Source organism: Streptomyces lancefieldiae, assembly GCF_031845825.1.
Lineage (GTDB): Bacteria > Actinomycetota > Actinomycetes > Streptomycetales > Streptomycetaceae > Streptomyces > Streptomyces lancefieldiae.
Genome location: NZ_JAVRFH010000008.1, coordinates 54,616 through 80,152, shown reverse-complemented (window position 1 = coordinate 80,152; position 25,537 = coordinate 54,616). Strand labels below are relative to the sequence as shown.

Sequence of the window (25,537 nt, the reverse complement as noted above, 5' to 3'; positions counted from 1 at the left end):
GGGTCCCAAGCATGTCGCTCATGCGTGTCCCGCACGCATGTCTTACTGGGGGTCCCACCACCTTGAACGGCAACACCTTCCGCATGCCCGCACGCCGCCTCGTCACCGTCGCGGCGGCCACGGCCCTGGCCGCGGGCCCCGCGGTCCTGGCCGGCGCGGGCACCGCCCGGGCGACCGACGACCACGGCCGCGCGAGCGCCACCGTCCTGCGCACCGGGCTCGACGTGTCCCTGCTCAACAGGACCGTGAACGTCCCGCTCACGGTCACCCTCAACGAGGTGCGGGCACCCGAGAGCGCCCGGAAGACCGCGCTGACCGCCCGGCTGGACGGCGTCGACCGTGGCAAACCCTTCAGCGTCCTGCGCGCCGACGTGGCCGACGCCGAGGCGACGGCGACCGCGGAGAAGTCCGAGGGCCGCACCGACCTGGCGCACGCGAAGCTCCACGTCCCCGGCCTGCCCCTGCTGTCCGTCGTCGAGGTCGAGGAGGTCACCTCCAGGGCGACCTGCGAGGCCGGGAAGAAGCCCGTCGCCGAGGCGAACCTGCTGGGACCGGTGACGGTCCTCGGCAAGAAGGTCACGCTGACCGCCGGCGGGACGACGGAGGTGAAGGTGCCCGACGTCGGCGAGGTGCGGCTCGACCTCTCGAAGACGGAGACCACCTCCCGCACGGCCGCCGCCACCGCGCTCGAGCTCAAGGTGTCCGTCAACCCCCTGAAGCTGAACGTCGCCGAGGTCGACGGCACCGTGACCCTGGCCCAGGCGACCTGCGAGGCGCCGTCGGCCCCGGCGGCCGAGGCCGGGCAGCCCCCGGCGAAGGCCGGGGAACCGCCCGCGGCGCAGGCCGACCAGGCCGCCGAGCGGGACTCCGGACCGGCTGCCGGCCCCGCGGCCGACGTGAAGGCCCAGGGGGCCCGCGCCGAGGCCGGCCTGGCCGAGACGGGCGGCAGTTCGGCGACCCCGTACGTCGCGGCAGGCGCCGCCGCCCTGGTCCTGGCGGGCGGCGGAACCCTGCTCCTGTCCCGCCGCAGGCGCGGCTGACCCCGACGGCGTCGACGGACCGGACCCGTACGCCTCGGGCCGGGGTCGCATCGCCCGTCCCCGAACGACAGCGTCCGTGGTGGCCCGGGTCCCGTACGGCCAGGCGTGGCCACTGTGCGCCGGGTCCCCTCGGAGGGCCCGGGTGTACGCCTCAGGCCGGGGTCGTCACCGCCTGTTCCAGTGCGCGCAGGAAGGCGTCCGTGGTGGTCCGGTCCCGTACCGCCAGGCGTAGCCACTGTCCGTCCAGCCCCGGGAACGTGTCCCCGCGCCGCACCGCGTACCCGAGGTCGCGCAGCCGGTCGCGGACGGCGATGGCGTGCGGGAGCCGGACGAGGACGAAAGGCCCCTCGGCGGGTTCGACGACCCGCAGGCCGGCTCCGGCGAACTCCGCCAGTCCGGCGACGAGATGGGCCCGGTCCGCGGCGATGCGGTGGGCGGCGTGGGCGGCCTCCGCCAGCGCGCGCGGCGCCACACACGCCTCGGCCGCCGCCAGCGCGGGCGTGGACACGGGCCACAGCGGCTGGGCGCGCTCCAGATCGGTGATCGTCTCCGGGGCCGCCAGGACGTATCCGATGCGCAGCCCGGCCAGCCCCCACGTCTTGGTGAGACTGCGCAGGACGACCAGACCCGGCACGTCCGTCCGCCCGGCCAGCGCCTCCCGTTCGCCCGGCACCGCGTCCATGAACGCCTCGTCCACCACCAGAGTCCGCCCCGGGCGGGCGAGACCGGTGACCGCGGCCGCCGGGTGCAGCACGGACGTCGGGTTCGTCGGGTTGCCGATCACCACCAGGTCGGCGTCCTCCGGGACGGCCGCGGGGTCGAGCCGGAAGCCGTCCGCCTCCCGCAGCACCACCCGGCCGACCGTGTGCCCCGCGTCCCGCAGCGCCGCCTCCGGCTCCGTGAACTGGGGGTGCACCACCACCGGGCACCGCACCTTCAGCGCCCGCGCCAGCAGCACGAACGCCTCCGCCGCGCCCGCCGTCAGCAGCACCCGCTCCGCCGGCAGCCCGTGCCGCGCCGCCACCGCCGCCCGCGCGGCCCGCCCGTCCGGGTAGGCCGCGAGGGAGCCGAGCGAGGCGGCGACGTGCTCGCGCAGCCAGGCCGGGGGTGTGTCCGCGCGGACGTTCACCGCGAGGTCCACCAGCGCCGAACCGTCGTCGCGGACCTCGACGTCCCCGTGGTGCCGCAGGTCGTGGCCCCCGGCCCCGCCCCCGGGCTCAGTGCGCATGGGTGTGTGCGTGTCCATGCCCGTGATGGTGCCCGTGGTGGTCGTGACCGTCGTCGTCGGGGTGGAAGTGCGGCTGCTGCGGCAGCCCCACCTTGTCCTCGAAGCCCGGCAGCGCGATCCGGTACACGCACGAGTCGCAGTTCATCCGCAGGTCGCCCTTGACCGCCTCCTCGTACCGCTCCCACACCAGGTCGAGGAGCTCCGGCTCCGGCCCGACGACGTCCGCCGACCGCACCCCGGTCTCCGGATGCGCGGCGGCCCACTCCTCGGTCTGCTGCCGGACCCGGTCCGGGAGGATGCCGGTGAACAGGAAGTACGGCAGGACCACGACCCGCCGCGCACCCAGCCGCACGCACCGGTCCAGACCGCCCGGCACGTCCGGCTTCGCCAACGACACGAACGCCGTCTCCACGCCCGCGTACCCGCGCCCCTCCCACAGCAGCCGCGCCGCCTTGAACACCTCGGCGTTGGCGTCCGGGTCCGTCGACCCGCGCCCGACCAGCAGCACGGTCACCTCGGAGGGGTCCCAGGACGGGTCGACGGCCTCCTGGAGCCGCCGCTCCAGCACCCGCAGCAGCGCGGGGTGCGGGCCCAGCGGACGCCCGTACGTGTACGAGATCCCGGGGTGCCGCTCCTTCTCCCGGGCCAGCGCCGCCGGGATGTCGCCCTTGGCGTGCCCGGCGGACACCAGCATCAGCGGCACGGCGGCGAACCGGCGTACGCCCCGCTCCACCAGCTCGGCGACCGCGTCGCCCAGCGGAGGCGGGGACAGCTCGATGAAGCCGCCCGCGACGGGCAGTTCTGGGTGGCGGCGGCCCAGCTCGCGCACGAAGTCGCGGAACGCCTCGGCTCCGGCCTCGTCCCGGGTGCCGTGGCCGGCGATGAGCAGGGCGGGCGGGGTGGTCACAGTTTCTCCTCGGAGATCGGGTGGTACAGCAGGGCGTTGAGCGCGGCGGCGGCCACCGCCGACCCGCCCTTCTCGGACACGTTGCTCACGGCGGGCAGCCCGCTCTCGCGCAGCGCGGCCTTGGACTCGGCCGCCCCGACGAAACCGACGGGCAGGCCGACGACGAGCGCGGGCGAGGCGTCCAGGGTCAGCAGCTCCTCCAGCGCGGTCGGCGCGTTGCCGATCACCCAGAGGGCACCGGGCCCGACCCGCTCGTACGCCAGCCGGATGCCGTGCGCCGAGCGGGTCAGTCCCGGCCCGGCGACGGCGTCCTTCAGCCGGCAGACGGTCTCCCGCCGGGTGATGCCCGCGCCGACCATCTCGACGTCCACGACGACGGGCGCCCCGGCGTGCAGCGCCGCGTGTGCCTCCTCCAGCTCGCCCTCGTCCATGACGAGGTCGGTCGCGTACTCCAGGTCGGCGGCGGAGTGGATGACCCGCTCCACCACCGCCCGGGTCAGCGGCGGGAAGTGGGAGGTGTCCAGGCGGGCGCGCAGCCGCCGGTAGGACTCCTCCTCGATGGGGTGGACCACACGATTCACCGGGAGGCCTCCTGCCAGCGGTAGCCGCGCGGGGTGACCATGCGGCCCGCGATCTCGCGGGTCGCCGTGTTGCCCACCGTCACGACCGTCATCATGTCGACGCTCGCCGGGTCCAGCGCCGCCAGCGTGGTCAGGCGGCTGGACTCGTCGGCGCGGGAGGCGTTGCGGACGACACCGACCGGCGTCGTCGACTCCCGGTGCCCGGCGAGGATCGTCAGGGCCTTCGGGAGCTGCCAGTCCCGGCCCCGGCTGCGCGGGTTGTAGAACGTCACGACGAGGTCCGCCTCGGCCGCCGCCCGCACCCGCCGCTCGATGACCTCCCACGGCGTGTGCAGGTCGGACAGGCTGATCGACACGTGGTCGTGGCCGAGCGGCGCGCCCAGGATCGCGCCGGCCGCCAGCGCCGCCGTCACGCCCGGCACCCCGACCACGTCGATGTCGTCGGACGCCTCGGCCAGCGCCGGCGAGGCCATGGCGTACACGCCCGCGTCCCCGCTGCCGATCAGCGCCACGGCCTGCCCGCGCCGGGCCTCGGCCACGGCCGTCCGCGCCCGTTCCTCCTCCGCCCCGAGCCCCGACTCCAGGACCCGGGTGCCGGGCCGCAGCAGGTCGCGGATCTGGTCGACGTACTGGTCGAGACCGACCAGCACGGACGCCCGCCGCAGCTCCGCCAGCGCACGCGGCGTCAGCAGGTCCCGCGCGCCCGGCCCGAGCCCGACCACCGCGAGCCGCCCGCGCCCCGGACGCCGTACGACGGCACAGGTCGCCATGGCGGGCACCGCCGCCGACTTGCGCTTGGGCACGAGGAGTTCGCCCCCGCCCACCAGCGCCGCGGCCTCCGCGACCGACGGGGTGCCGACGGCGGCGAGCGGCGCGTCGGAGGGGTTGGGCACCTCGACGCCCGCGAGCTCCCCGGCGGCGTACGTCACCAGCGGCACGCCCAGCCGCTCGGCCGCCCCGACGATCCCCGGCTCCTCGGCCTTGGCGTCCACGGTGGCCAGCTCGGCGACCGACGCCGCCGACAGCCCGGCGTCCCGCAGCGCCGCCTCCACCAGAGCGAGCACCTCGTCCACCGGCGCCCCCTTCGAGGCGCCGACGCCGACGACCAGGGACGGCGGACGCAGCACGGCCTCGCGCTCGGCCGGCTCCACCAGACGGTCCGTCAGCCGGACCGCGTACGCACCCTCCGCGGCGAGCGGCAGCGGCGGCAGCGGCCAGCCCACCTCCGCCCGCAGCGCCACCGGCTCACCGTCCAGCAGGGCCCGCGAGACCCCGGCGACATCGCCCTCCACGGGGAGGCCGAGCGTGTCCAGGCCGGGCAGTCCCACGGCGTCCGTCGCCGTCGTCACCACCGGCTCGGCGCCCAGCACCCCGCCGACCGCGCGGGCGAGTTCGTTGGCGCCGCCGCCGTGCCCGCCGACCAGCGACACGGCGAACCGTCCGCCCTCGTCGACGCACACCACGCCCGGGTCGGTCCGCTTGTCCGCCAGCAGCGGTGCCACCAGCCGGACCACGGCGCCCGTGGCCAGGAAGCACACGAGCTGCTCGCACTCGGCGAACGCGGACCGTACGGCGTCCGCGACGGGACCCTCGTACACACGCGTGCGGTCCGGCCACGCCGCGGCCAGCCGGTCCCGCGCAGCCGCTCCCGCCGTGGTGGCGGAAATGAGGCCGATCACTGGCGGACTCCTTCAGTACGGGTGCGGGGCCTGGTGCCCCACAGCACGAAAACGGGATTGGTCGCCGCCAGCCGGGTCACGTCCCCCGGCAGCGGCGCGAGGCGGGACGACTGCAGCAGCACCCCGTCGCACTCCAGACCGGCGTCGAGCAACGCCTCGCGGGCCGCCGGCACCCGGTCCAGCGCGGCCAGGGCGACGACCACGGCCCGCCGGGCACGCCGCGCGCAGACCGCGACGATCGCGGGCAGCTCGCGCCCGCCGCCCCCGACGAACACCGCGTCCGGGTCGTCCAGGCCGGACAGCGCCGCGGGCGCCGCCCCGTGCACGACCCGGACGTCGACACCGTGCGCGGCGGCGTTGGCACGGACGCGCCCGACGCCGTCCGGCGTCTTCTCGACGGCGGTGACGGCGGCACCGAGCCGCGCGCACTCCACGGCCACGGACCCGGAACCCGCGCCGACGTCCCAGACCAGGTCACCGGGACGGGGCCCGAGCCGGGCCAGCGCCAGCGCCCGCACCTCGAACTTGGTGATCATCGAGTCACGGTGCGCGAACTCCGCCTCGTCCAGCGCCCACCCGGCGGGCCCCGGCCGCGGCCCGGCCACCGAGCGCACCGGTCCGAGCGCCCGTGCCTCGTCCAGGCACAGCACCACGTTCACCGCCGCACCCCAGTCCCGGGCGGCGGCCTCGGCGGGCGTCACCCGCTCCACCCGCTCCGCACCGGAGCCGAGCGCGGAGGCGACGACCAGCACCCGCGCGTCGGCCCCGAGCGCGGCCCCCAGCTCCGCCGGGCCCGCCCCCGGCCCGGTCAGCACGGCCACCTTGGGATGGGCCCGGCACACGTTCACCGCCGTCCGCAGGTCCCGCCCGTGCGCGCTGGCCACCACGGCGTCGTCCCACGGCAGCCCGACCCGCGCGAACGCGGCGGCGACGGAGGAGACACCGGGCCGCACGTCGAGCAGCTCCGGCCCGAACCGCTCGGCCAGCGCCCGCACGATCCCGAAGAACCCCGGGTCGCCGGAGGCCAGCACGACCACGGGCCGCTGCTCGGCGACGTACTCCGCGACCGTGTCGAGGGCCGGCGCCAACGCACCGAGGACGACCCGCCCGGCCCCGTCCGGCAGCCGTACGGCGTCCAGGTGCCGCCGCCCGCCGACGACCAGCTCGGCACCGTCCGCCACGTCCTCGGGCAGCGGGGAACCGGTCCCCGCCCCGACCACCGTGATCACGTGCTCGCACCCCGCGCGCGCAGCGCCCTGCGGGCCTCGGGGTCGGCCTTGCGGTAGCCGTGGAAGTGCCCCGGGTGGTACAGGTGCGAGCGGGTGCCGTGCGCGTCGAGCGCCGGACCGATCAGGAACAGGGTGTGCTTCCAGAGCTTGTGCTCCTTGACCGTCTCCTCCAGCGTGCCGATCGTGCACTTCACGACCAGCTCCTCCGGCCAGGTGGCCTGGTACGCGACGACGACCGGGGTCTGGGTCGGATAGCCGCCCTCCAGCAGCTCCCGCACCAACTGGCCGCTGCGTGCCGCGGACAGGAAGACCGCCATGGTCGTGCCGTGCTTGGCGAACTCGCGGACCTCCTCCCCGGGAGGCATCGGCGTCTTGCCGCCACCGAGCCGGGTGAGGACGACGGACTGCGCCACCTCCGGAATCGTCAGCTCCCGCTGCGCGAGCGCCGCGACCGCGGAGAAGGCGGAGACGCCGGGCACGACCTCGGTCGCGATGCCGATCCCCGAGCACCGGTCCAGCTGCTCCTGCGTGCCGCCCCACAACGCCGGATCACCGGAGTGGATGCGGGCCACCCGCAGCCCCTCCTCCCGGGCCCGCCGGTAGACCGCGACGACGTCCTCCAGCGACATCGTCGCCGAGTCCAGGATCTCCGCGTCCTCCCGCGCGTGCTGCAGCACCTCCGCCTGCACCAGGCTCGCCGCCCAGATCACGACGTCCGCCTCGGCGATGGCGCGGGCGGCGCGGAACGTCAGCAGATCGGCGGCGCCGGGACCGGCACCGACGAAGGTCACCTTGCCGGCGGGCGTACCGGCCGGGGCAACGGGAGCCACGGGAGCCACGGGGTCCATGGAAATCGGTCCTCTCCTACGCATATTTACTGCGGTTGCTGCTGTCGTACGCGCGTGAGCGCCCGTTGATCGGATAGCAAGGGCCCATGGCGGTCTTCGTCGCGCTCGGCGCGTTCCTGATGACGCTGGCCGGTGGCTGGACGGCACAGCGCGTGACCGACCGGCGCCACCTGGTCCTGGGCCTCGCCGGCGGCCTGATGCTGGGCGTGGTCGGCCTCGACCTGCTGCCGGAGGCCCTGGAGGCCGCGGGCGACGAGGTGTTCGGCGTGCCCGAGGCACTGCTGCTCTTCGTTGCCGGATTCCTGCTCGCCCACCTGGTGGAGCGCCTGCTGGCCGCCCGCCGCGCCGCGCACGGCGCCGACGAGCACGGACAGCGCTCGCCCCAGGTGGGCCTCACGGCCGCCGCCGCGATGGTCGGGCACAGCGCGATGGACGGCGTGGCGATCGGCGCGGCCTTCCAGGTCGGCGGCGGCATGGGCGCGGCGGTCGCGATGGCCGTGATCGCCCACGACTTCGCGGACGGCTTCAACACCTACACGCTCACCAGCCTGTACGGCAACGCCCGCCGCCGGGCGATCGCGATGCTGGTGGCCGACGCCCTGGCACCGGTGGCCGGCGCGGCCTCGACCCTCTTCTTCACGATCCCGGAAGGCCCGCTCGGCGCCTATCTCGGCCTCTTCGGCGGCGTACTGCTCTACCTCGCCGCGGCCGAGATCCTCCCCGAGGCCCACCATGAGCACCCGGCACGCTCGACCCTGCTGTGCACGGTCGCGGGCGTGGTGTTCATCTGGCTGGTGGTGGGCATCGCCGAGTGAGCGGCGGCCTGCCGGGCAGCTCACAGTTTCCCGCCCCGTCCACCCTCGCGCCGGGCGGGCGCGATGAGCGTCGACAGATACGGCAGCGGCGCCCCGTCCAGCTCGCCGGCCGACCGTACGGACTCCTCCGGCAGCCCCAACGCCGACCCCCACACCGCGTCCTCGAGCCGCCCGGTCTCCCGCAGCGCCTCGGCGACCTCGGCCGCCTGCCGGCCGAACTTGTAGGCGACGACCGTCCCGGGACCCCGCAACGCGTCCTTGAGCACGGCGGCCCCCGCGGTGACCGGCACCAGCGTCAGCGGCTCGGTGCCCTCCGTCAGCACGGCCCCCGACCGCGCGGCGAGGTCCTGCATGGCGGTGATGCCCGGCACGGTCTCCACGACGGTGCCCGGCACCAGCTCGCCGATGGTCTGCGCGAGATACGTGAACGTGGAGTACACGTTGGGATCGCCGATGGTCGCGAAGGCGACCGAACCGTGCGCGCGCAGCAACCCGGCCACCCGCTCCCCGGCCGCGTCCCAGGCCGCCTCGCGCCGGGCCCGGTCGGTGCGCTCGTTGAGCGCGAACACGACCCGGACGACCTTCTCGGCGGGCACGTAGTGCAGCACGGTCGCCTCGGCCCGGCCCCGCTCGCCACCGTCCTTCCCGTCAGGTGCGGCCATGACGGGCACGACGACGACATCGGCTGCCCGCAGGGCGTTCACCCCCTTGACGGTCACCAGTTCCGGGTCACCGGGACCGACCCCGACCCCGACCAGATGGCTGCTCATGACGTTCGGCACCTCTCCACGAACCGACGGGCGACACCGGGCTCGGACGCCCAGTGCGTGTGCAGATAGCTCGCGTGCACACCGCGCTCCACGAATCCCTCGACGCGCCGCTCGGGCGCCCGCATCCCCCACGCCGGTGCCGCCCCGGCCCCCGGCTCGACGACCGTCCGGTGGAACTCGTGCCCCCGCATCCGCGTCCCCGCGACGGCCAGCGCACTGTCGGTCACGGCCACGGCGTCCCGGTAGCCCAGGGTGAGCCGCTCGGACATCCGCGCGGAGGCGTCCAGCACCCCGCACATCGGCAACCCGTCCAACTCCCGGCACAGATACAGCAGTCCGGCGCACTCGGCGGCGACGGGAGCACCGCTCAGGGCCAGCTGGGCGACGCTCTCGCGCAGCCCCTCGTTGGCCGACAGCTCGGCGGCGTACACCTCGGGGAACCCTCCGCCGATGACCAACCCGGTGGTCCCCTCGGGCAGCTCCTCGTCCCGCAACGGATCGAAGCCGACGACCTCGGCCCCGGCGGCGGCGAGCAGCTCGGAGTGCTCGGCGTAGGAGAACGTGAACGCGGCCCCACCGGCCACGGCAACCCTGACACCCCGGCCGGCAGCCCCCGGGAGCGGGACAGGAAGAGGCGGCGGAGGCGAGGAATCCAGGACCTCACCGGCGGCCCAGGCAGCGCAGGACAGCGCCCCCGCACCGCGCGCCAGCGCGACCAACGCCTCCAGGTCGCACCCGGCGGCCACCTGGGCGGCCATCGCCGCAACGGCCTCCACCGCCCGCGAGCCCCGCTCGGCGACCGGCACCAGCCCCAGATGCCGCGACGGCGTCTCGACCTGGGCGGCCCGCCGCAGGACACCGAGCACCGGCACCCCGGCCGACTCCAACGCCTCCCGCAGCAACGCCTCGTGCCGGTCCGACCCGACCTTGTTGAGGATCACGCCCCCGACCCGCACCTCCGGGTCCCAGGACGCGAACCCGTGCACCAGCGCCGCCACCGACCGCGACTGGGACGAGGCGTCCACGACCAGCACGACGGGCGCCCGCAGCAGCTTGGCGACCTGCGCGGTGGACGCGAGCTCGCCTTCGCCCGCCGCCCCGTCGTACAGCCCCATCACACCCTCGACCACGGCGATGTCGCACCCGCGCGCCCCGTGCAGGAACAGCGGCCCGACCAGCTCGGGCCCGCACAGGTACGCGTCGAGGTTGCGACCCGTCCGCCCGGTGGCGAGCGTGTGGTACCCGGGGTCGATGTAGTCGGGCCCGACCTTGTGCGGGGACACGGCGAGGCCCCGCGCGGTGAGTGCGGCCATCAGCCCGGTGGCGACGGTGGTCTTGCCGCTGCCGGACGAGGGCGCGGCGACGACCAGCCGGGGCACGGACGAGGACGACGAAGAGGTCACCACTCGATGCCCCTCTGCCCCTTCTGCCCGGCGTCCATCGGGTGCTTCACCTTGGACATGTCGGTGACGAGGTCCGCGAAGTCCACCAGCTTCTCCGGCGCGTTCCGCCCGGTGATCACGACGTGCTGCGTCCCCGGCCGGTCCCGCAGCACGGACACGACCTCGTCGGTGTCGACCCACCCCCAGTGCATCGGGTAGGCGAACTCGTCCAGCACGTACAGCCGGTACGTCTGCGCGGCCAGGTCCCGCTTGACCTGCTCCCAGCCCTCCCGGGCCTTCTCCTCGTTGTCCAGCTGCGCGTCGCGCTGGACCCAGGACCAGCCCTCGCCCATCTTGTGCCAGTCGACGGACCCGCCCTCACCGCTGGCGCCCAGCACCCGCAGGGCGTTCTCCTCGCCGACCTTCCACTTCGCCGACTTGACGAACTGGAACACCCCGATCGGCCACCCCTGGTTCCAGGCGCGCAGCGCCAGCCCGAAGGCGGCGGTCGACTTGCCCTTGCCGATCCCGGTGTGCACGACCACGAGCGGACGGTTGCGCCGCTGACGCGTCGTCAGGCCGTCGTCCGGTACGACACTCGGCTGCCCCTGCGGCACTACGCGGCCCTCCTACGTCCCTGTACGTCCTTCACCAGCCCGGCGATGGAGTCCGCCCGCAGCTCGTCCAACGTCACCGCCGTCCCGCCCAGCTCACCCGCGAGCTGCCCGGCCAGCCCCAGCCGCACGGGCCCGGACTCGCAGTCCACGACCACCGAAGCGGTGCCCTCGGCCGCGAACAGCCGCGCCGCCCGCCCCGCCAGCGCCACCGGTTCCGGGCCCCCGGTGGCCCGTCCGTCCGTCACCACCACGACCAGCGCCCGCCGCGCCGGGTCCCGCAGCCGCTCCACCCGCAGCACCTCGTGCGCGCGCAGCAGCCCGGCCGCGAGCGGCGTACGCCCGCCCGTCGGCAGCGACTCCAGGCGGACCGCCGCCGCGTCCACCGACGACGTCGGCGGCAGCGCCACCTCGGCCGCCGACCCCCGGAAGGTCACCAGCCCCACCTTGTCCCGCCGCTGATAGGCGTCCAGCAGCAGCGACAGCACGGCACCCTTCACGGCGCTCATCCGCTGCCGCGCCGCCATCGACCCGGAGGCGTCCACGACGAACAGCACGAGGTTGCCCTCGCGCCCCTCGCGGGTCGCCTGCCGCAGATCGTCCCGGCGCACCACCAGCCCGGGCCCGCTGCGCCCCCGCGCCCGCTGGTGCGGGGCGGCGGCCTGCACGGTGGCGGCGAGGTGCAGCTTGGTCAGCGCCCCCTGCGGCCGCCGGGCACCGGTGGTCCGCCCCTGCTCGGTCCGGGCGCGGGAGCGGCGCCCGGCGGCACCTTCGCCGAGACCGGGCACGCTCAGCACCTTCGCGCGGAACGGTTCACCGGCCCGCACGGGGGACTGCTCGCCGGCGCCGCCGGAGGCCGCCTGCGGCTCCCCGCCCTCCCCGGCCTCGGGCCGCGCGGCGGTGTCACCGTCACCCTGCGGGGCATCGTCGGGCTCCGGCTGCCCACCGCCGGGCCCGCCGGGCCCCGGATCGGGATCGTCGTCGCCGTCCTCGCCCTGCCCGCCGAACTCCTCCAGCGTCTCGTCGAGCTTGTCCTCGTCCAGCCCCGGCGCGTCGAACGGGTTCCTCCGCCGCCGGTGCGGAAGGGCCAGCAGCGCGGCCTGCCGCACGTCCTCCGCGAGCACGTCGGTCCGCCCGGCCCAGGCCGCCAGCGCGGTCGCCGTACGCGCCATCACGATGTCGGCCCGCATGCCGTCCACCTCGAAGGCCGCACAGGTCGCCGCGATCTGCCGCAGCACCCCGTCGCCGAGCCGCACCGACGGCAGCAGCTCCCGTGCCGCCACGATCCGCGCCCGTACGGCGGCCTCCTCGTCGGCCCAGCGCGCCGCGAAACCGGCCGGATCGTCGTCGTACGCCAGCCGGCGCCGCACGACCTCCACCCGCTGGTCGGGTTCGCGCGAGGCCGCGACCTCGACGGTGAGTCCGAACCGGTCGAGCAACTGCGGCCGCAGCTCGCCCTCTTCGGGATTCATCGTGCCGACGAGCAGGAACTTCGAGGCGTGCCGCACCGACACTCCCTCGCGCTCGACGTACGAGGCGCCCATCGCGGCGGCGTCCAGCAGCAGGTCGACCAGGTGGTCGTGGAGCAGGTTGACCTCGTCGACGTAGAGGATCCCGCGGTGCGCGTCGGCCAGCAGTCCCGGCTCGAAGGCCTTCACGCCCTCCGCCAGCGCCCGCTCGATGTCGAGCGCGCCCACCAGCCGGTCCTCGGAGGCGCCGACGGGCAGCTCGACCATGCGCGCCGGGCGCGAGGCGAAGGCCCCCGGCTCGTGCGGGCCGTCCGGGCAGGCGGGGTCGGGGGAGTCGGGGTCGCAGGAGAACCGGCACCCGGAGACGACGTCCACCTCCGGCAGGAGCGCCGACAGCGCACGCACGGCGGTGGACTTCGCGGTGCCCTTCTCGCCGCGCACCAGCACACCGCCGACCGCCGGGGAGACCGCGTTGAGCAGCAGCGCGAGCCGCAGGTCGTCCTGACCGACGACAGCCGTGAACGGGAACGGGGTACTCACTTGTCGTCGCCCTCCAAGTCGCCTTCGAGCTCCAGATAGGTGGCGCGCAGACGCTCCAGGGTCTCCGCGTCCGGTTCGGCCCACAGCCCGCGGTCGGCGGCCTCCAGCAGCCGTTCTGTGATGCCCCGCAGGGCCCAGGGGTTGGACTTCCGCATGAAGTCCTGGTTCTCGGCGTCGAAGACGTACTCGGCCGACAACTTCTCGTACATCCAGTCGTCGACCACGCCCGCCGTGGCGTCGTACCCGAAGAGGTAGTCCACGGTGGCCGCCATCTCGAAGGCGCCCTTGTAGCCGTGCCGCCGCATCGCCGCCATCCAGCGCGGATTGACCACGCGGGCCCGGAACACCCGGTGCGTCTCCTCGCCCAGCGTCCGCGTCTTCACCTGGTCCGGGGTGGCGGAGTCCCCGACATACGCCTCGGGGCTCGACCCCGTCAGATGCCGCACCATGGCGACCATGCCGCCGTGGTACTGGAAGTAGTCGTCCGCGTCCACGAGGTCGTGCTCCCTCGTGTCCACGTTCTTCGCCGCCACCGCGATCCGCCGGAACGCCGTCTCCATGTCCCCGCGCGCCGCCCGCCCGTCGAGCCCGCGCCCGTAGGCGTAGCCGCCCCACACCGCGTACACCTCGGCCAGGTCCGCGTCGCTTCTCCAGTTGCGGGCGTCGATCAGCGGCAGCAGACCGGCGCCGTACGCGCCCGGCTTGGAGCCGAAGATGCGGGCCGTGGCCCGCCGCCGGTCACCGTGCGCGGCGACGTCCTCCTCCACGTGCGCCCGCACGTAGTTGGACTCCGCGGGCTCCTCCAGCTCCGCGACCGCCCGCACCGCGTCGTCGATCAGCCCGACGACGTGCGGGAACGCGTCCCGGAAGAACCCGGAGATGCGCACCGTGACGTCGACGCGCGGCCGGCCCAGCTCCGCCGACGGCACCACCTCGAAGCCCGTCACCCGGCGCGAGGCGTCGTCCCACACCGGACGGCACCCCAGCAGCGCCAGGATCTCGGCGATGTCGTCGCCCTGGGTACGCATCGCGGACGTGCCCCAGACGGTGAGGCCGACGGACTTCGGGTACGCGCCGGTGTCGTCGAGGTACCGCTGGATCAGCGAGTCCGCCAGCGACTGCCCGACCTCCCAGCTCAGCCGGGACGGGATCGCCTTCGGGTCGACGGAGTAGAAGTTCCGGCCGGTAGGCAGGACGTTGACCAGTCCGCGGGTCGGGGAGCCCGACGGTCCGGCAGGCACGTAGCCGCCGTCCAGGGCCCGCAGGATGTGCCCGATCTCGTCCGTGGTCCGGGCCAGCCGCGGTACGACCTCGACGCAGGCGAACTCCAGCACGGCGACCGCGTCGGGCAGTTCGGCCCCCAGCACCTCCCGCACCAGACCCGGTACGGCCGTGGCGTCCCAGTCCCGCGCCTCCATCCCCTCCGCGAACCGCCGGCACAGCTGCTCCAGCAGATCGATCGCGTCGGCACCGGTACGGGAAGGGCCCTCCACCAGCTCGCTCAGCTCCACCGGCACCTTCACCGCCGCGCCGGGCTCCGCCAGCAGTTCCTTCTCCACCAGCCCGAAGTGCGCGGCCAGCGCGGCCCGCAGCCCCGGCAGCGCGTTCGCCCGCCCGCCCCACACCTGCGAGGCGCGCAGCACCGCCAGCACGAGGTTGACGCGCGGCTCGCCGACCGGGCCGCCGCCCAGAATGTGGAGGCCGTCGCGGATCTGCACGTCCTTGATCTCGCACAGATAGCCGTCGATGTGCATGACGAACTCGTCGAACGCGTCGTCGTCCGGCTGGTCGTCCACGTGCAGGTCGTGGTGGAGCTCGGCGGCCTTGACCAGCGTCCAGATCTGCGCCCGGACCGCCGGTGCCTTCACCGGGTCCAGGTCGGAGACGAGCGCGTACTCGTCCAGGAGCTGCTCCAGCTTGGCCAGGTCGCCGTAGGTGTCGGCGCGGGCCATCGGCGGGACGAGGTGGTCGACGACCGTGGCGTGCCCGCGCCGCTTGGCCTGGGTGCCCTCGCCGGGGTCGTTGACGATGAACGGGTAGATCAGGGGGAGGTCCCCGAGGACGGCGTCCGGCGCGCACCCGGCGCTCAGCCCGAGGCCCTTGCCCGGCAGCCACTCCATCGTGCCGTGCTTGCCCATGTGCACGACCGCGTCGGCGCCGAAGCTGTTGTCCAGCCAGCGGTACGCGGCCATGTAGTGGTGGGACGGCGGCATGTCGGGGTCGTGGTAGATCGCGATCGGGTTCTCGCCGAAGCCGCGCGGCGGCTGGATCAGGACCACGACGTTCCCGAACCGGAGGGAGGCCAGCACGATGTCGTCCCCGTCGACGTACAGCGACCCCGGCGGCTCGCCCCACGCCTCGGTCATCGCGTCTCGCAGCTGCGGGTCCAGTTTCTCGAACCACGTCCGGTAGTCGGCCAGCGGTACCCGCGCGGGGGCCGCCGCGAGCTGGTCCTCCGTCAGCCACTCGACGTCGTGACCGCCGGCCTCGATCAGCCGGTGGATCAGCTCGTCGCCGTTGTCGGGGTACCCGTCGACCGCGTACCCCGCGTCACGCAGGGCGTCCAGCACCCGCACCGCCGACGCCGGCGTGTCCAGCCCCACCGCGTTGCCGACGCGCGAGTGCTTGGTCGGGTACGCCGTGAAGACCAGCGCGACCTTCTTCTCGGCGTTGGCCTTGTGCCCCAGCGCCGCGTGGCGTACGGCGATCCCGGCGACCCGCCCGGCCCGTTCGGGGTCGGCCACGTACACGGGCACCTCGTCCGGCCCCTGCTCCTTGAAGGAGAACGGCACCGTGATCAGCCGCCCGTCGAACTCCGGGATCGCGACCTGCATCGCCGCGTCCATGGGGGAGAGGGCGGCGTCGGACGCCTCCCAGGCGGCGCGGGACGAGGTCAGGCACAGGCCCTGCAGCACGGGGACGTCCAGATCGGCCAGCGCGCCGATGTCCCACGCCTCCTCGTCGCCGCCCGCCGACGCCTGCGAGGCGTGCGTGCCGCCGGCCGCGAGGACGGTGGCGACCAGGGCGTCGGCCCGGCCGAGGATCTCGTACAGCCCGGCGTCCGCGCCGCGCAGCGAACCGCAGTACACCGGAAGGGCGTTGGCGCCCTTCGCCTCGATCGCGTCGCACAGGGTGTCCACGAAGGCGGTGTTGCCGCTGAGCTCATGGGCCCGGTAGAACAGCACGCCGACCGTCGGGCGGCCCTCCTCGACGGTCCGGGAGCCGTGGACGCCGTACTCCGGCATCCGCTGCGGTTCGTCGAAGCCCTCGCCGGTCAGCAGCACGGTGTCCGACAGGAACCGGGCGAGCTGCGTGAGGTTGTCCGGGCCGCCCTCGACCAGATAGCGCAGCGCCTGCGCCACGACCCCCGCCGGCACCGACGACTCCGCCATCAGCTCCGCGTCCGGCACGGACTCGCCGCCGAGCAGCACGGTCGGGATGCCGGACGCCTTCAGCGCGGCGAGCCCGTCCTCCCAGGCCCGCTTGCCGCCGAGCAGCCGTACGACGGCGAGGTCCACGCCCTCGACCAGCGCGGGCAGTTCCTCGCGGACGTCGACCCGGGTCGGGTTGCCGATCCGGTACGAGGTACCGGACGCGGCGCGGGCCGCCAGCAGATCCGTGTCGGCGGTCGACAACAACAACACTGTGCTCATGCGGGCGCTCCCGGTGGAATGAAGGGCAGTCCTTGCGGCGCGCCGGACTCGATGAGCCGCCACAGCGCGTCCGTGTCCGCGTGCTGTTCGATCAGGTCGCCGAGCCGGTCGAGCTGCTCCTCGCGCAGCGCGGCGAACGAGGTGTCGGGGGCCGGCACGAAGCGGCGGCCCGCGGCGGCGGCCACCTCGCGCAGGAAGGCCCGCCGGAAGCCGTCCGACTCCAGCGAACCGTGCCAGTGCGTGCCCCAGGTCTGTCCGACCCGGCAACCGTCCAGGAAGGGGTGACCGCCTGCGACGTCGGCGACCCCGTGGTGGATCTCGTACCCCTCGACGCGCTCGCCGAGGGCCTCGCCCACGGGCCGGGTGAGGGTCTTCTCGCGGGCGAACCGCACCCGCACGGGCAGCAGCCCGAGCCCGTCGACGTGCCCGGCGCGCGACTCGACGTCGTCCTCGATGTGCTCGCCGAGGAGCTGGAAGCCACCGCAGACGCCGAGGACGGGCCGCTGCTCGGCGGCCCTCCGGACGAGGGCGTCGGCCAGGCCCCGCTCCCGCAGCCACTGAAGCGCCCGGACCGTCCCGCGCGTCCCCGGCACGACCACGAGGTCGGCGTCGGCCAGCTCCTCCGGCCGGTCCACGAACCGCACCACGACGCCCGGTTCGGCGGCGAGCGCGTCCACGTCCGTGAAGTTGGACATCAGCGGGACCGCGCAGACGGCGACCCGCAGCACGTCCTCGCCGACCGGCGGAGCGACGACCGACTCGCGCACCGTTCCCCGCAGGGAGACCCGCAGCCCGTCCTCCTCGTCGATGCCGAGACCGTGCCGGAACGGCAGGACGCCGTACGTCCGCCGCCCGGTGAGGCCGTGCAGCATCTCCAGCCCCGGCTCCAGCAGCGACACGTCGCCCCGGAACTTGTTGACCAGGAACCCGGCCACCAGCGCCTGGTCCTCGGGCGACAGCAGCGCCACCGTGCCGAAGAAGGACGCGAAGACGCCCCCGCGGTCGATGTCGCCGACGACGAGGACGGGGAGCTGGGCGCCCCGGGCGATCCCCATGTTCACGATGTCCGTGCGGCGCAGGTTGATCTCGGCGGGACTGCCCGCCCCCTCGCAGATCACCGCGTCGTACGTGCCCCGCAGTTCGGCCAGGCAGTCGAGCACCGTGCCGAGCAACTGCCGCTGCCGTCCTCCGTGGTAGCCGCGGGCACTCATCTCGCCGACCGGCTTGCCGAGCAGCACGACCTGGCTGCTCCGCTCGCCGCCCGGCTTGAGCAGCACCGGGTTCATCAGCGCGGTCGGCTCGACGCGGCACGCCTGGGCCTGCATCGCCTGCGCCCGCCCGATCTCGGCCCCCTCGCGGGTGACGAAGGAGTTGAGCGACATGTTCTGGGCCTTGAAGGGCGCGACCTTCACGCCCTGGCGCACCAGCCAGCGGCAGATCCCGGCGGTGACGACGCTCTTGCCGGCGTCGGAGGTGGTGCCGGCGACGAGGAGGCCACCGTTCATGACGTACGTCCCTTCCTGCTCACCCGGCGGGCGAGCAGCCGCGCGCCCGCGCACACGCCCAGCGCCAGCCAGCCCACGCGCCGGGACAGCCGTACGGCCCGGTCGATGTCGCCGGAACCTGCCCGGACGGCGCGTCCCGCCGCCCCGTTGAGGACGGGCCGGTGCTCCACCCGCCCGCCGTAGGAGAGCGTTCCGCCGAGCCGCACGCCCAGGGCGCCCGCGAACGACGCCTCCACGGGGCCGGCGTTGGGGCTCGGGTGCCGGCCGGCGTCGGCCCGCCAGGCGCGTACGGCCCCGCGGGGGTCGTCGCCGGCCACCGTCGTCAGAACGGCGGTCAGCCGGGCCCCCGGCCAGCCGGCCAGGTCGTCGAGCCGGGCCGAGGCCCAGCCGTAGCGCCGGTATCGGGCGGACTTGTGGCCGACCATGGCGTCCAGGGTGTTCACGGCCCGGAAGCCGAGCAGCCCGGGCACCCCGGCCACGGCGCCCCACACCAGGGCGCCCACCACCGCGTCCGAGGTGTTCTCGGCGACGGACTCCACGACCGCCCGGGCGATCCCGTCGGCGTCCAGCGCCTGCGGGTCCCGCCCGCACAGGTGCGGCAGCCGGGCCCGGGCCGCCTCGACGTCCCCGGTCTCCAGGGCCCGCCCGATGGCACGCGCCTCGCGGGCGAGCGAGGTGCCGCCGACGACCGCCCAGGTGGCGGCGCCGGTCAGCGCGACGGAGGCGGCGGGGGAGCGGCGCACGGCTTGGGCGGCGGCCGTTCCGAGAAGGGCGGCGCCACCGGCGCACACGGCGGTGTGCAGCGCGCCCCAGCCTCGGTGGTCCCGCCACAGCACCCGTTCCACGGCACCGGCGGCACGGCCGAACGCGGCGACCGGGTGTCCGCGGCGCGGGTCGCCGAGGAGGAGGTCACCGAGAAGGCCGGCGGCGGCGCCGTACGCGAAGACGCGTTCGGCTCGCATGGGGCTCAGCCGGTCACGCGGTCAGGGAAGTACCTGGAGCTGAACGTCGATCGGCAGCCGAGCATGGCGTCGTGTCCTCACTCAGGGTGTCCACGCCCTGGTTCGAAGAGACCGGCGGTGAGAGTTCCTGGCTCCCGGGGATCCGCTCCCCGGTCACAGTGGCGGGACCGCGCCGGATTCGCACCGGGCTTCCTCTCCTGCCGCCGTAGATGGCTCCGGAAGTCCACCACGGCCCGCGAACACCCGTCAACCTGGCGTTGACCTGCGGCGGGGGAGTGTGCGAAGGCCCACACACGAGCGGTGTGCGCCGGCACGAAGAGAGGCGGGATGCGGGACGGTTGCAGTCCGTCCCGCACCCCGCCTCACGGGCGTGCGCGGTGGTTCAGGCGACGATCAGGTAGATCCCGTACGCCACCGCCGCCGCGCAGGCCGCGAAGCACGCGTACGCGCCGGTGACCGCGAGGGCCGCGGAGCCGCCTTCGGCCGACGCCCGCTCCTGGCGGGAGAGGCCGACGATGCCGAGGGTGAACAGGCCCACCAGGGCCACGGTGACCACGAGGCTGACCCCGAAGACGGAGCCGAGGGCTGCCCAGTCGATGCTCATGGAGGTTCTCTTCCTTCGTACCGGGGCGCGGGCTCAGACGGTGGTGGCGGCCGACGGGGCCTTGGCGTCGGGCGCCGTGGCGGTGGCGGTGGCGGGGAGGGTGGCGGTGGCGGGGAGGGTGGCCGCCAGTTCCTCGGTCACGCCCGTCGGGGGCGGGGACACGGCGGCCATCGCCGTGGTCACCACGCCGGCCTGCTCGGGCTCGTCGACGTCCACGACGTTGGTGTGGTCGACGACCTCGCGCCGGGAGATCTTCCAGATGGCGGCGCTGGAGGCGATCAGGAAGACCGCGACGAGCGCCGTGCCCCAGTCGCCGAAGCCGCAGACCCACTCGGCCAGCGCGGCGACCAGGGCCGCGGCCGGCAGGGTCAGACCCCAGGCGACGAACATCCGGGTGGCCGTGGACCAGCGCACCACGCCGCCCTTGCGGCCGAGGCCGGCGCCCATCACCGCGCCGGAGACCGAGTGCGTGGTGGAGAGGGAGAAGCCGAGGTGGGAGGAGGCCAGGATGACCGTGGCAGCGCTGGTCTGGGCGGCGAAGCCCTGCTGCGGCTGGAGGTCGGTCAGGCCCTTGCCCATCGTGCGGATGATGCGCCAGCCGCCGAGGTAGGTGCCCAGCGCGATCGCGAGGCCGGCGGACAGGATGACCCACACGGGCGGGTCGGAGTCGGGGGCGAGCGAGCCGCCGGCGACCAGGGCGAGGGTGATGATGCCCATCGTCTTCTGCGCGTCGTTGGTGCCGTGGGCCAGCGAGACCAGGCCTGCGGAGGCGATCTGCCCGGCGCGGTAGCCCTTCGCGGCGGCCTTGCCGTCGGCCTTGCGGCCGAGCGTGTACGTCATCCGCGACGCGAGCATCGCCGCGACGCCCGCGACGATCGGGGCGGCGACGGCCGGCAGCAGCACCTTGGTGACGAGCACGTCGCCGTGGACCGCGCCGACACCCGCCGAGGCGATGGCGGCACCGATCAGACCGCCCATGAGGGCGTGGGAGGAGCTGGACGGGAGACCCACCAGCCAGGTCAGCAGATTCCAGAGGATCGCGCCGACCAGGGCGGCGAAGATGACCTCGGGACGGATGCCGGTCTCGTCGACGAGACCCTTGGAGATCGTGTTGGCGACCTCCACCGAGAGGAAGGCGCCGACAAGGTTCAGAACGGCGGACATGGCCACCGCCACCTTGGGCTTGAGCGCACCGGTCGAAATGGTCGTTGCCATCGCGTTCGCGGTGTCGTGGAAACCGTTCGTGAAATCGAACGCGAGTGCGGTTACCACCACAATCGCGAGGATCAGCGAGAAGCTTTCCATTTACCCAGGCAATCGTTCGAGGTCATTGGCTGGACGAACGTAGGCAACCAGGGTGAACGGAAGGTGAACTGAGCCGGGCTCCACGGTGACCGGAACCGGTGCCGGCGCCTCCCTCTGCGTGCCCGGTCCGATGCTCTCCGGAGACGTGCCTGGCAGGATCACCGCGAGGCCGGTCGGCGGCACGACGACAGGAGGCATGGACTGTGACCGAATCGCAGGTCGGACGGGTGCGCCCGGACGAGGAACGGGCCTGGGAGGCACTCGTCGCCACGGCCCGGCGGACGGTGGCCGACGGGCTGGTGGTCGGCACCTCCGGCAACGTGTCGGTGCGCGTGGGCGACACGGTCCTGGTCACCCCCTCGGGCGTGCCCTACGACCGGCTGACCCCGGACGACGTGACCGGCGTCGGTCTCGACGGCCGGCAGGTGCGCGGCACGCTGGTCCCCACCAGCGAGCTGCCCATGCACCTCGCCGTGTACCGCACCACCGACGCCCGGGCCGTGGTCCACACCCACGCCGTGCACGCGACGGCGGTGTCGCTCCTCGTCCCCGAGCTCCCACCGGTGCACTACATGACCGCCGAGCTCGGCGGCCCCGTCCGGGTCGCCCCCTACGCGGCCTACGGCACCGACGAACTGGCCCGCAACATGCTCGCCGCCCTCACCGACCGCTCCGGCTGCCTGCTCCGCAACCACGGCACGATCACCTACGGCGCCTCCCTGGACCAGGCCTACGACCGAACCGCCCAACTGGAGTGGATGTGCCGCCTCTGGCTGACGGCCTCCTCGGTGCCCGGCCACACCCCGTCGCTCCTGACGGAAGGCCAACTGGCGGAGGCGACGGAACGACTCCGGGGCTACGGCCGGCGGACCTGACCAGCGCCCCGCCCCGGCCCCGCCGTCCAGATTGCGAGCTGGGGGGAGGGGCCTGACCGGAGGCCCGCTTCCTGCTCCGGCCCCGGGCTGCGGGCCGGCGTAGCAGGTCTGAGCGGAGGCCCGCTCCGTGCCCTGGTCCCCAGGCTGCGGGCCGGCGGCAGCCGGCCCGACCGGCGCCCCGCCCCCCGCCCTGCCCCCGGCTGCGCGTTGCGGGCCCGGGTGCCGGTGCCTGGCGGCGTCAGGGGCGGGGGCGCGACTGTGCCGCACCTCGGGCAAGGGTGAGTCCGGGTGAGCGCACGACCCCCGCGTCGGCGGCCGACCTCACCCGTCGGCGAGGGAGGGGCGGAGGACCGGCCGACCACGGGCGTGCAGGGGCCCACGCCCGCCCACCACGCCCCGGCCGGCTGAGGCGAGCGCCGACGGCCTTCGGGGCGCGGGCGATGGAGTGCCGGCTCAGGGCGCCCACCGGGCACCGGTGCCGGGCACGACCGCCCGCCACCGCGCGCCGGTGCCGGGCACGACCGCCCGCCACCGCGCGCCGGTGCCGGGCACGACCGCCACCGCACGCCGGTGCCGGGCACGACCGCTGTCCCTTCCGGTGGAACCCGCGGCCGGCGGGGCGTACCGCACCGCTTCGGGGGTATCGGCAGCGAGACCGACCCACTGCGCCCGGCCCGGCCGGGTGCCGTCGGCGGGGCCTCGTCACCCCCCGCCGTCCGTCCACTGGCCGCCCACGGACACCACCAGGACACTGGCCCCATGCGCACTGTCACAGCCACGGCCGCCACCGTCACCGCAGCACTGGCGGCCGGCGCGGCGAGCGTCGCCGCCGGCCGGCTCGCCAGCGACGCCGCGCTCAAGACGCCCCCCGGCCGGCCCCTGCCCACCGAACCCCGGCTGACCGTGCACGGCACCGCCGCCGGGCAGATCACCCTCACCCGGGATCTGGCCGCGCTGCGCCCCGGCCGGTACGGTCTCGCCGGCGACGGCTCCCACGCGGTCGTCGGCCCGGTCGTCGGCGCCGCCCAGCACGGCGCCGACACCGTCGTGCGCCGCCTCGAACGCGTCACGCACGGGACCCTCGTCTCCGGTGACCGGGTGTGGTTCACCCCGAACCTGTACGTCGGCAACCCGGGCACGGCCCTCGACCTCGAATACACCGATGTCGACGTCCCCGGCGACCTCGGCCCCCTGCCGGCCTGGTTCCTGCCCGGCGCCCGGCCGACGTGGGTCATCGCCGTGCACGGACTGGCCGCCACCCGCGAACACGCCCTGAACGTGATGGCCCCCCTGCACCGTCGGCACGTCCCGGTGCTCGCCCTCGCCTACCGCGGCGACGCCGGTGCCCCGCCCTCGCCGGACGGCCTGCACCACTTCGGCCAGACCGAATGGCGCGACGTGGACGCGGCCGTCCGCTACGCCCTCGACCACGGCGCCCGCCAGGTCGTCCTGCTCGGCTGGTCCACCGGCGCCACCATGGCCCTGCGCACCGCCGCACTCTCCGGCGTGCGCGAACGCATCGCGGGGCTCGTCCTGGACTCCCCGGTCCTCAGCTGGGAGACCACCCTGCGCGCCCTGGCGGCCGCCCGCCGCACACCGGGCCCGCTCCTGCCACTCGCCGTCCGCGCCGCCCAGGGCCGCGCCGGGCTGCACGGGGACCACGACGCCGCCACGGCCGGCCTGCACCGCCCCGCGGTCCCGACCCTGATCTTCCACGGCCCCGACGACGTCGTGGCCCCGTGGCGGCTCTCCCGACGGCTGGCCGACACCCACCCGCGCCTGGTCGCCCTCCACGCGGTCGACGGCGCACCGCACGCCGCCATGTGGAACGCCGACCCCGACGACTACGAAGAGACCCTGCGACGCTTCCTGACCCCCCTGGTGTGACACCGGCACGACTCCGCTCCACCGCCCGCTCCTCCGGTTCCGTTTAACGGCGTACCACTGGCCTGTTCCGATGCCCGGGCAGCGCACCGGAGCCCCGCACCCGCCGTCCCGGACGGCCGCCGCGGCATTCCGTTTGGGTTTTCGGACCGTCAACCGGAAGACTGCACCCGTGACGTCCCGTATCCCGCGCGACTCCAGGCTTCGACTCGTCCGCCCGCGACCCCTGGCCGCTGCCCCCCGAGCGGTGAATCAGCGACGCCCGAACCGCGCCGCGCCGCGCCCCCCGGAGGGCACACCGGCCCGCTCGGAGCTGGCCAGAATGGCGCGCTCCGGTCTGGCCGACGCGGCCCGCGTCGCCCGTTGGGCCGACGCCGCCCTCGGCCCCGGCCGCGGCAGCGCGACCGCCGACGGCAAGGCCACGCTCTCCGACGCGACCGCCGAACAGGCCGCCCGTGAACTGGGTCTGACCGCGGCCAAGGTCCGCGCCGACTGGGACACCGCCCGCCTGGCCGGACTGGTCGAGGTGCACGGCGACACCGCCCGCCCCGGCTGGCGGCTGCGCGCCTGGAACCGCGACGACAGCGCCGTGCTGCGTGGCTGGGTCGCCCTCTTCGACGCCTGGTCGCTCGCCCACCCCGAGCCCGCCGGGCAGGAGCCGGCCGCTGTCGCCGAGGTCATCTCCGCGATGCCCCAGGTGCTCTCCTTCCTCCAATTGTCCGCCGGACCGGTCCCGGTGGCGCAGCTGCTGGACCTGCTGGAACAGCGCGTCACCGAACTGCGCACCGAACGCTGCGAGGTCCCCTACGGCCCCCGGCTCGAGCCGGGAACCCCGCAGACCCCCCACAAACCCAGGAACCAGACCCACACCCCTCCGCTCCCACAGGCGCCGGACGGCACCGCCGACACCCCGCTCGCCCCCCTCCTCGACTGGGCCCTGCACGCCCTCGCCTCCGTCGGCGCCCTCACCTGCGGCGACGGACACGCCACGCTCACCCCGCTCGGCAGCTGGGCGGTCTGGGTCAAGCTCGAGCAGATCTGCGTCGCCGCGCAGAGCCCCGCCGGCAACATCGAGCAGTCGGCCGAGGACATGCTCCGCGGCTGCGCGCAGCTCCGCCCGAACGCGGCCCGCGCCGAGTACCGCGCCTGGCTCGCCGCCCGCCCCGTCGGCAGTGCCGTCGCCGAACTCCTCGACGGCGCCCGCGGCGAGGACGCCCTGCTGCGCGGCCTGGCCTTCGAGGCGCTGCGCGTCGTCGGAGCCCCCGCCGAGCCCGACGTGCGCGCCGTGCTCGACGAGCCGACACTGCGGCCGTACGCCCTGCTGTGGCTGGCCGAGCACGACGGCGCCGACGCCGAGGACGCCCACGAGGTCCTCACCCGCCAGGAGGCCACGTGGCTGTGGGTGGACACCGCGGCCGCCGTCGCCGACCACGGCGAGGCCCCGCTGCTGGTCCGGCACCTGGAGTCCGCGGTGCAGCCCACCGTCCCGGCCCTGCTGGACGAGGTCCGGGCCGTGGGACACCCCCGCACCGTCCAGGTCCTGGTCGCCCTCGCGGCCGCGCACCCCGATCCCGCCCTGGCCAAGGCCGTGCGCAGGGCGGCCTTCCAGGTGCACACGGGAGGCAGCTGACCCGGGCCGACCCCGAC

The 25,537-nt window shown here is 75.0% G+C and carries 20 protein-coding genes and 1 riboswitch; of the genes, 5 read left to right on the top strand and 15 right to left on the bottom strand.

Annotation, left to right across the window (positions count from 1 at the left end):
- Positions 1–62 precede the first annotated feature (62 nt).
- Positions 63–1,040: an SCO1860 family LAETG-anchored protein gene (locus tag RM812_RS10480; RefSeq protein WP_311572166.1), complete on the top strand. Its 978-nt coding sequence runs from the start codon at positions 63–65 to the stop codon at positions 1,038–1,040.
- 151 nt (positions 1,041–1,191) lie between these two features.
- Here the strand turns inward: RM812_RS10480 and cobC are convergent, their stop codons facing one another.
- From cobC to cobM, 6 genes are read right to left on the bottom strand one after another with little or no spacing between them, the layout of a single operon-like run.
- Positions 1,192–2,286: an Rv2231c family pyridoxal phosphate-dependent protein CobC gene (cobC, locus tag RM812_RS10475; RefSeq protein ID WP_311572165.1), complete on the bottom strand. Its 1,095-nt coding sequence runs from the start codon at positions 2,284–2,286 to the stop codon at positions 1,192–1,194.
- On the bottom strand, positions 2,258–3,175 hold the full coding sequence (locus RM812_RS10470) for a sirohydrochlorin chelatase (protein WP_311572164.1): 918 nt from the start codon (positions 3,173–3,175) through the stop codon (positions 2,258–2,260). The genes cobC and RM812_RS10470 overlap by 29 nt, the downstream gene beginning before the upstream one ends.
- The gene (locus RM812_RS10465; protein WP_311572163.1) at positions 3,172–3,756 is read right to left on the bottom strand and encodes a precorrin-8X methylmutase; all 585 of its coding nucleotides are present in this window, start codon (positions 3,754–3,756) and stop codon (positions 3,172–3,174) included. The genes RM812_RS10470 and RM812_RS10465 overlap by 4 nt, the downstream gene beginning before the upstream one ends.
- Positions 3,753–5,435 (bottom strand): precorrin-3B C(17)-methyltransferase, encoded by a 1,683-nt coding sequence (gene cobJ, locus RM812_RS10460; protein ID WP_311572162.1) that lies wholly within the window; start codon positions 5,433–5,435, stop codon positions 3,753–3,755. The genes RM812_RS10465 and cobJ overlap by 4 nt, the downstream gene beginning before the upstream one ends.
- Positions 5,432–6,664 (bottom strand): precorrin-6y C5,15-methyltransferase (decarboxylating) subunit CbiE, encoded by a 1,233-nt coding sequence (gene cbiE / locus RM812_RS10455; RefSeq protein ID WP_311572161.1) that lies wholly within the window; start codon positions 6,662–6,664, stop codon positions 5,432–5,434. The genes cobJ and cbiE overlap by 4 nt, the downstream gene beginning before the upstream one ends.
- Positions 6,661–7,512, bottom strand: a complete 852-nt coding sequence (gene cobM, locus RM812_RS10450) for a precorrin-4 C(11)-methyltransferase (protein ID WP_311572160.1) — start codon at positions 7,510–7,512, stop codon at positions 6,661–6,663. Before cobM ends, cbiE begins: the two co-directional genes overlap by 4 nt.
- Before the next feature lie 86 nt (positions 7,513–7,598).
- On the opposite strand from cobM, the gene RM812_RS10445 reads away from it, so the two are divergent.
- The gene (locus RM812_RS10445) at positions 7,599–8,327 is read left to right on the top strand and encodes a ZIP family metal transporter (RefSeq protein WP_311572159.1); all 729 of its coding nucleotides are present in this window, start codon (positions 7,599–7,601) and stop codon (positions 8,325–8,327) included.
- Positions 8,328–8,347: 20 nt separating this feature from the next.
- On the opposite strand, the gene cobI is transcribed toward RM812_RS10445, so the two are convergent.
- The 9 genes from cobI to RM812_RS10400 all read right to left on the bottom strand — a co-directional run bounded on the left by cobI (position 8,348) and on the right by RM812_RS10400 (position 21,131).
- Positions 8,348–9,097: a precorrin-2 C(20)-methyltransferase gene (gene cobI, locus RM812_RS10440; RefSeq protein WP_311572158.1), complete on the bottom strand. Its 750-nt coding sequence runs from the start codon at positions 9,095–9,097 to the stop codon at positions 8,348–8,350.
- Positions 9,094–10,500: a cobyrinate a,c-diamide synthase gene (locus tag RM812_RS10435; protein ID WP_394816440.1), complete on the bottom strand. Its 1,407-nt coding sequence runs from the start codon at positions 10,498–10,500 to the stop codon at positions 9,094–9,096. Before RM812_RS10435 ends, cobI begins: the two co-directional genes overlap by 4 nt.
- On the bottom strand, positions 10,497–11,096 hold the full coding sequence (gene cobO / locus RM812_RS10430) for a cob(I)yrinic acid a,c-diamide adenosyltransferase (RefSeq protein WP_311572156.1): 600 nt from the start codon (positions 11,094–11,096) through the stop codon (positions 10,497–10,499). Before cobO ends, RM812_RS10435 begins: the two co-directional genes overlap by 4 nt.
- Positions 11,096–13,102: a putative cobaltochelatase gene (locus RM812_RS10425; RefSeq protein ID WP_311572155.1), complete on the bottom strand. Its 2,007-nt coding sequence runs from the start codon at positions 13,100–13,102 to the stop codon at positions 11,096–11,098. Before RM812_RS10425 ends, cobO begins: the two co-directional genes overlap by 1 nt.
- Complete coding sequence (gene cobN, locus RM812_RS10420) at positions 13,099–16,755, bottom strand: cobaltochelatase subunit CobN (protein ID WP_311572154.1); 3,657 nt, start codon at positions 16,753–16,755, stop codon at positions 13,099–13,101. Before cobN ends, RM812_RS10425 begins: the two co-directional genes overlap by 4 nt.
- Entirely contained in the window at positions 16,752–18,260 is a 1,509-nt protein-coding gene (locus RM812_RS10415) for a cobyric acid synthase (protein WP_311572153.1), read from the bottom strand. Before RM812_RS10415 ends, cobN begins: the two co-directional genes overlap by 4 nt.
- Complete coding sequence (locus RM812_RS10410) at positions 18,257–19,222, bottom strand: cobalamin biosynthesis protein (RefSeq protein WP_311572152.1); 966 nt, start codon at positions 19,220–19,222, stop codon at positions 18,257–18,259. Before RM812_RS10410 ends, RM812_RS10415 begins: the two co-directional genes overlap by 4 nt.
- 102 nt (positions 19,223–19,324) lie before the next feature.
- A riboswitch (cobalamin riboswitch) is annotated at positions 19,325–19,465 on the bottom strand.
- 139 nt (positions 19,466–19,604) lie between these two features.
- A complete protein-coding gene (locus tag RM812_RS10405; RefSeq protein ID WP_311572151.1) occupies positions 19,605–19,826 on the bottom strand; it encodes a hypothetical protein in 222 nt (73 codons plus the stop codon).
- Positions 19,827–19,859: 33 nt separating this feature from the next.
- Positions 19,860–21,131, bottom strand: coding sequence for an inorganic phosphate transporter (locus tag RM812_RS10400; RefSeq protein ID WP_311572150.1), 1,272 nt, complete (start codon positions 21,129–21,131; stop codon positions 19,860–19,862).
- A 203-nt stretch (positions 21,132–21,334) separates the two neighbouring features.
- On the opposite strand from RM812_RS10400, the gene RM812_RS10395 reads away from it, so the two are divergent.
- The 3 genes from RM812_RS10395 (at position 21,335) to RM812_RS10385 (ending at position 25,520) form a co-directional block, all read left to right on the top strand.
- Positions 21,335–22,006 carry a class II aldolase/adducin family protein gene (locus tag RM812_RS10395; RefSeq protein WP_311572149.1) on the top strand — a complete coding sequence of 224 codons (672 nt, stop codon included), beginning with the start codon at positions 21,335–21,337 and terminating at the stop codon, positions 22,004–22,006.
- 759 nt (positions 22,007–22,765) lie between these two features.
- A complete protein-coding gene (locus tag RM812_RS10390; protein ID WP_311572148.1) occupies positions 22,766–23,893 on the top strand; it encodes an alpha/beta hydrolase in 1,128 nt (375 codons plus the stop codon).
- Positions 23,894–24,212: 319 nt separating this feature from the next.
- Complete coding sequence (locus RM812_RS10385; protein ID WP_394816439.1) at positions 24,213–25,520, top strand: hypothetical protein; 1,308 nt, start codon at positions 24,213–24,215, stop codon at positions 25,518–25,520.
- Positions 25,521–25,537 lie beyond the last annotated feature (17 nt).

Bases quoted from the DNA above. Each gene is read 5' to 3' on its own strand.
- cobC (WP_311572165.1), bottom strand. From the start codon at position 2,286: ATGGACACGCACACACCCATGCGCACTGAGCCCGGGGGCGGGGCCGGG.
- cobM (WP_311572160.1), bottom strand. From the start codon at position 7,512: ATGGACCCCGTGGCTCCCGTGGCTCCCGTTGCCCCGGCCGGTACGCCC.
- RM812_RS10445 (WP_311572159.1), top strand. From the start codon at position 7,599: ATGGCGGTCTTCGTCGCGCTCGGCGCGTTCCTGATGACGCTGGCCGGT.
- cobI (WP_311572158.1), bottom strand. From the start codon at position 9,097: ATGAGCAGCCATCTGGTCGGGGTCGGGGTCGGTCCCGGTGACCCGGAA.
- cobN (WP_311572154.1), bottom strand. From the start codon at position 16,755: ATGAGCACAGTGTTGTTGTTGTCGACCGCCGACACGGATCTGCTGGCG.
- RM812_RS10415 (WP_311572153.1), bottom strand. From the start codon at position 18,260: ATGAACGGTGGCCTCCTCGTCGCCGGCACCACCTCCGACGCCGGCAAG.
- RM812_RS10410 (WP_311572152.1), bottom strand. From the start codon at position 19,222: ATGCGAGCCGAACGCGTCTTCGCGTACGGCGCCGCCGCCGGCCTTCTC.
- RM812_RS10405 (WP_311572151.1), bottom strand. From the start codon at position 19,826: ATGAGCATCGACTGGGCAGCCCTCGGCTCCGTCTTCGGGGTCAGCCTC.
- RM812_RS10400 (WP_311572150.1), bottom strand. From the start codon at position 21,131: ATGGAAAGCTTCTCGCTGATCCTCGCGATTGTGGTGGTAACCGCACTC.
- RM812_RS10390 (WP_311572148.1), top strand. From the start codon at position 22,766: ATGCGCACTGTCACAGCCACGGCCGCCACCGTCACCGCAGCACTGGCG.
- RM812_RS10385 (WP_394816439.1), top strand. From the start codon at position 24,213: ATGGCGCGCTCCGGTCTGGCCGACGCGGCCCGCGTCGCCCGTTGGGCC.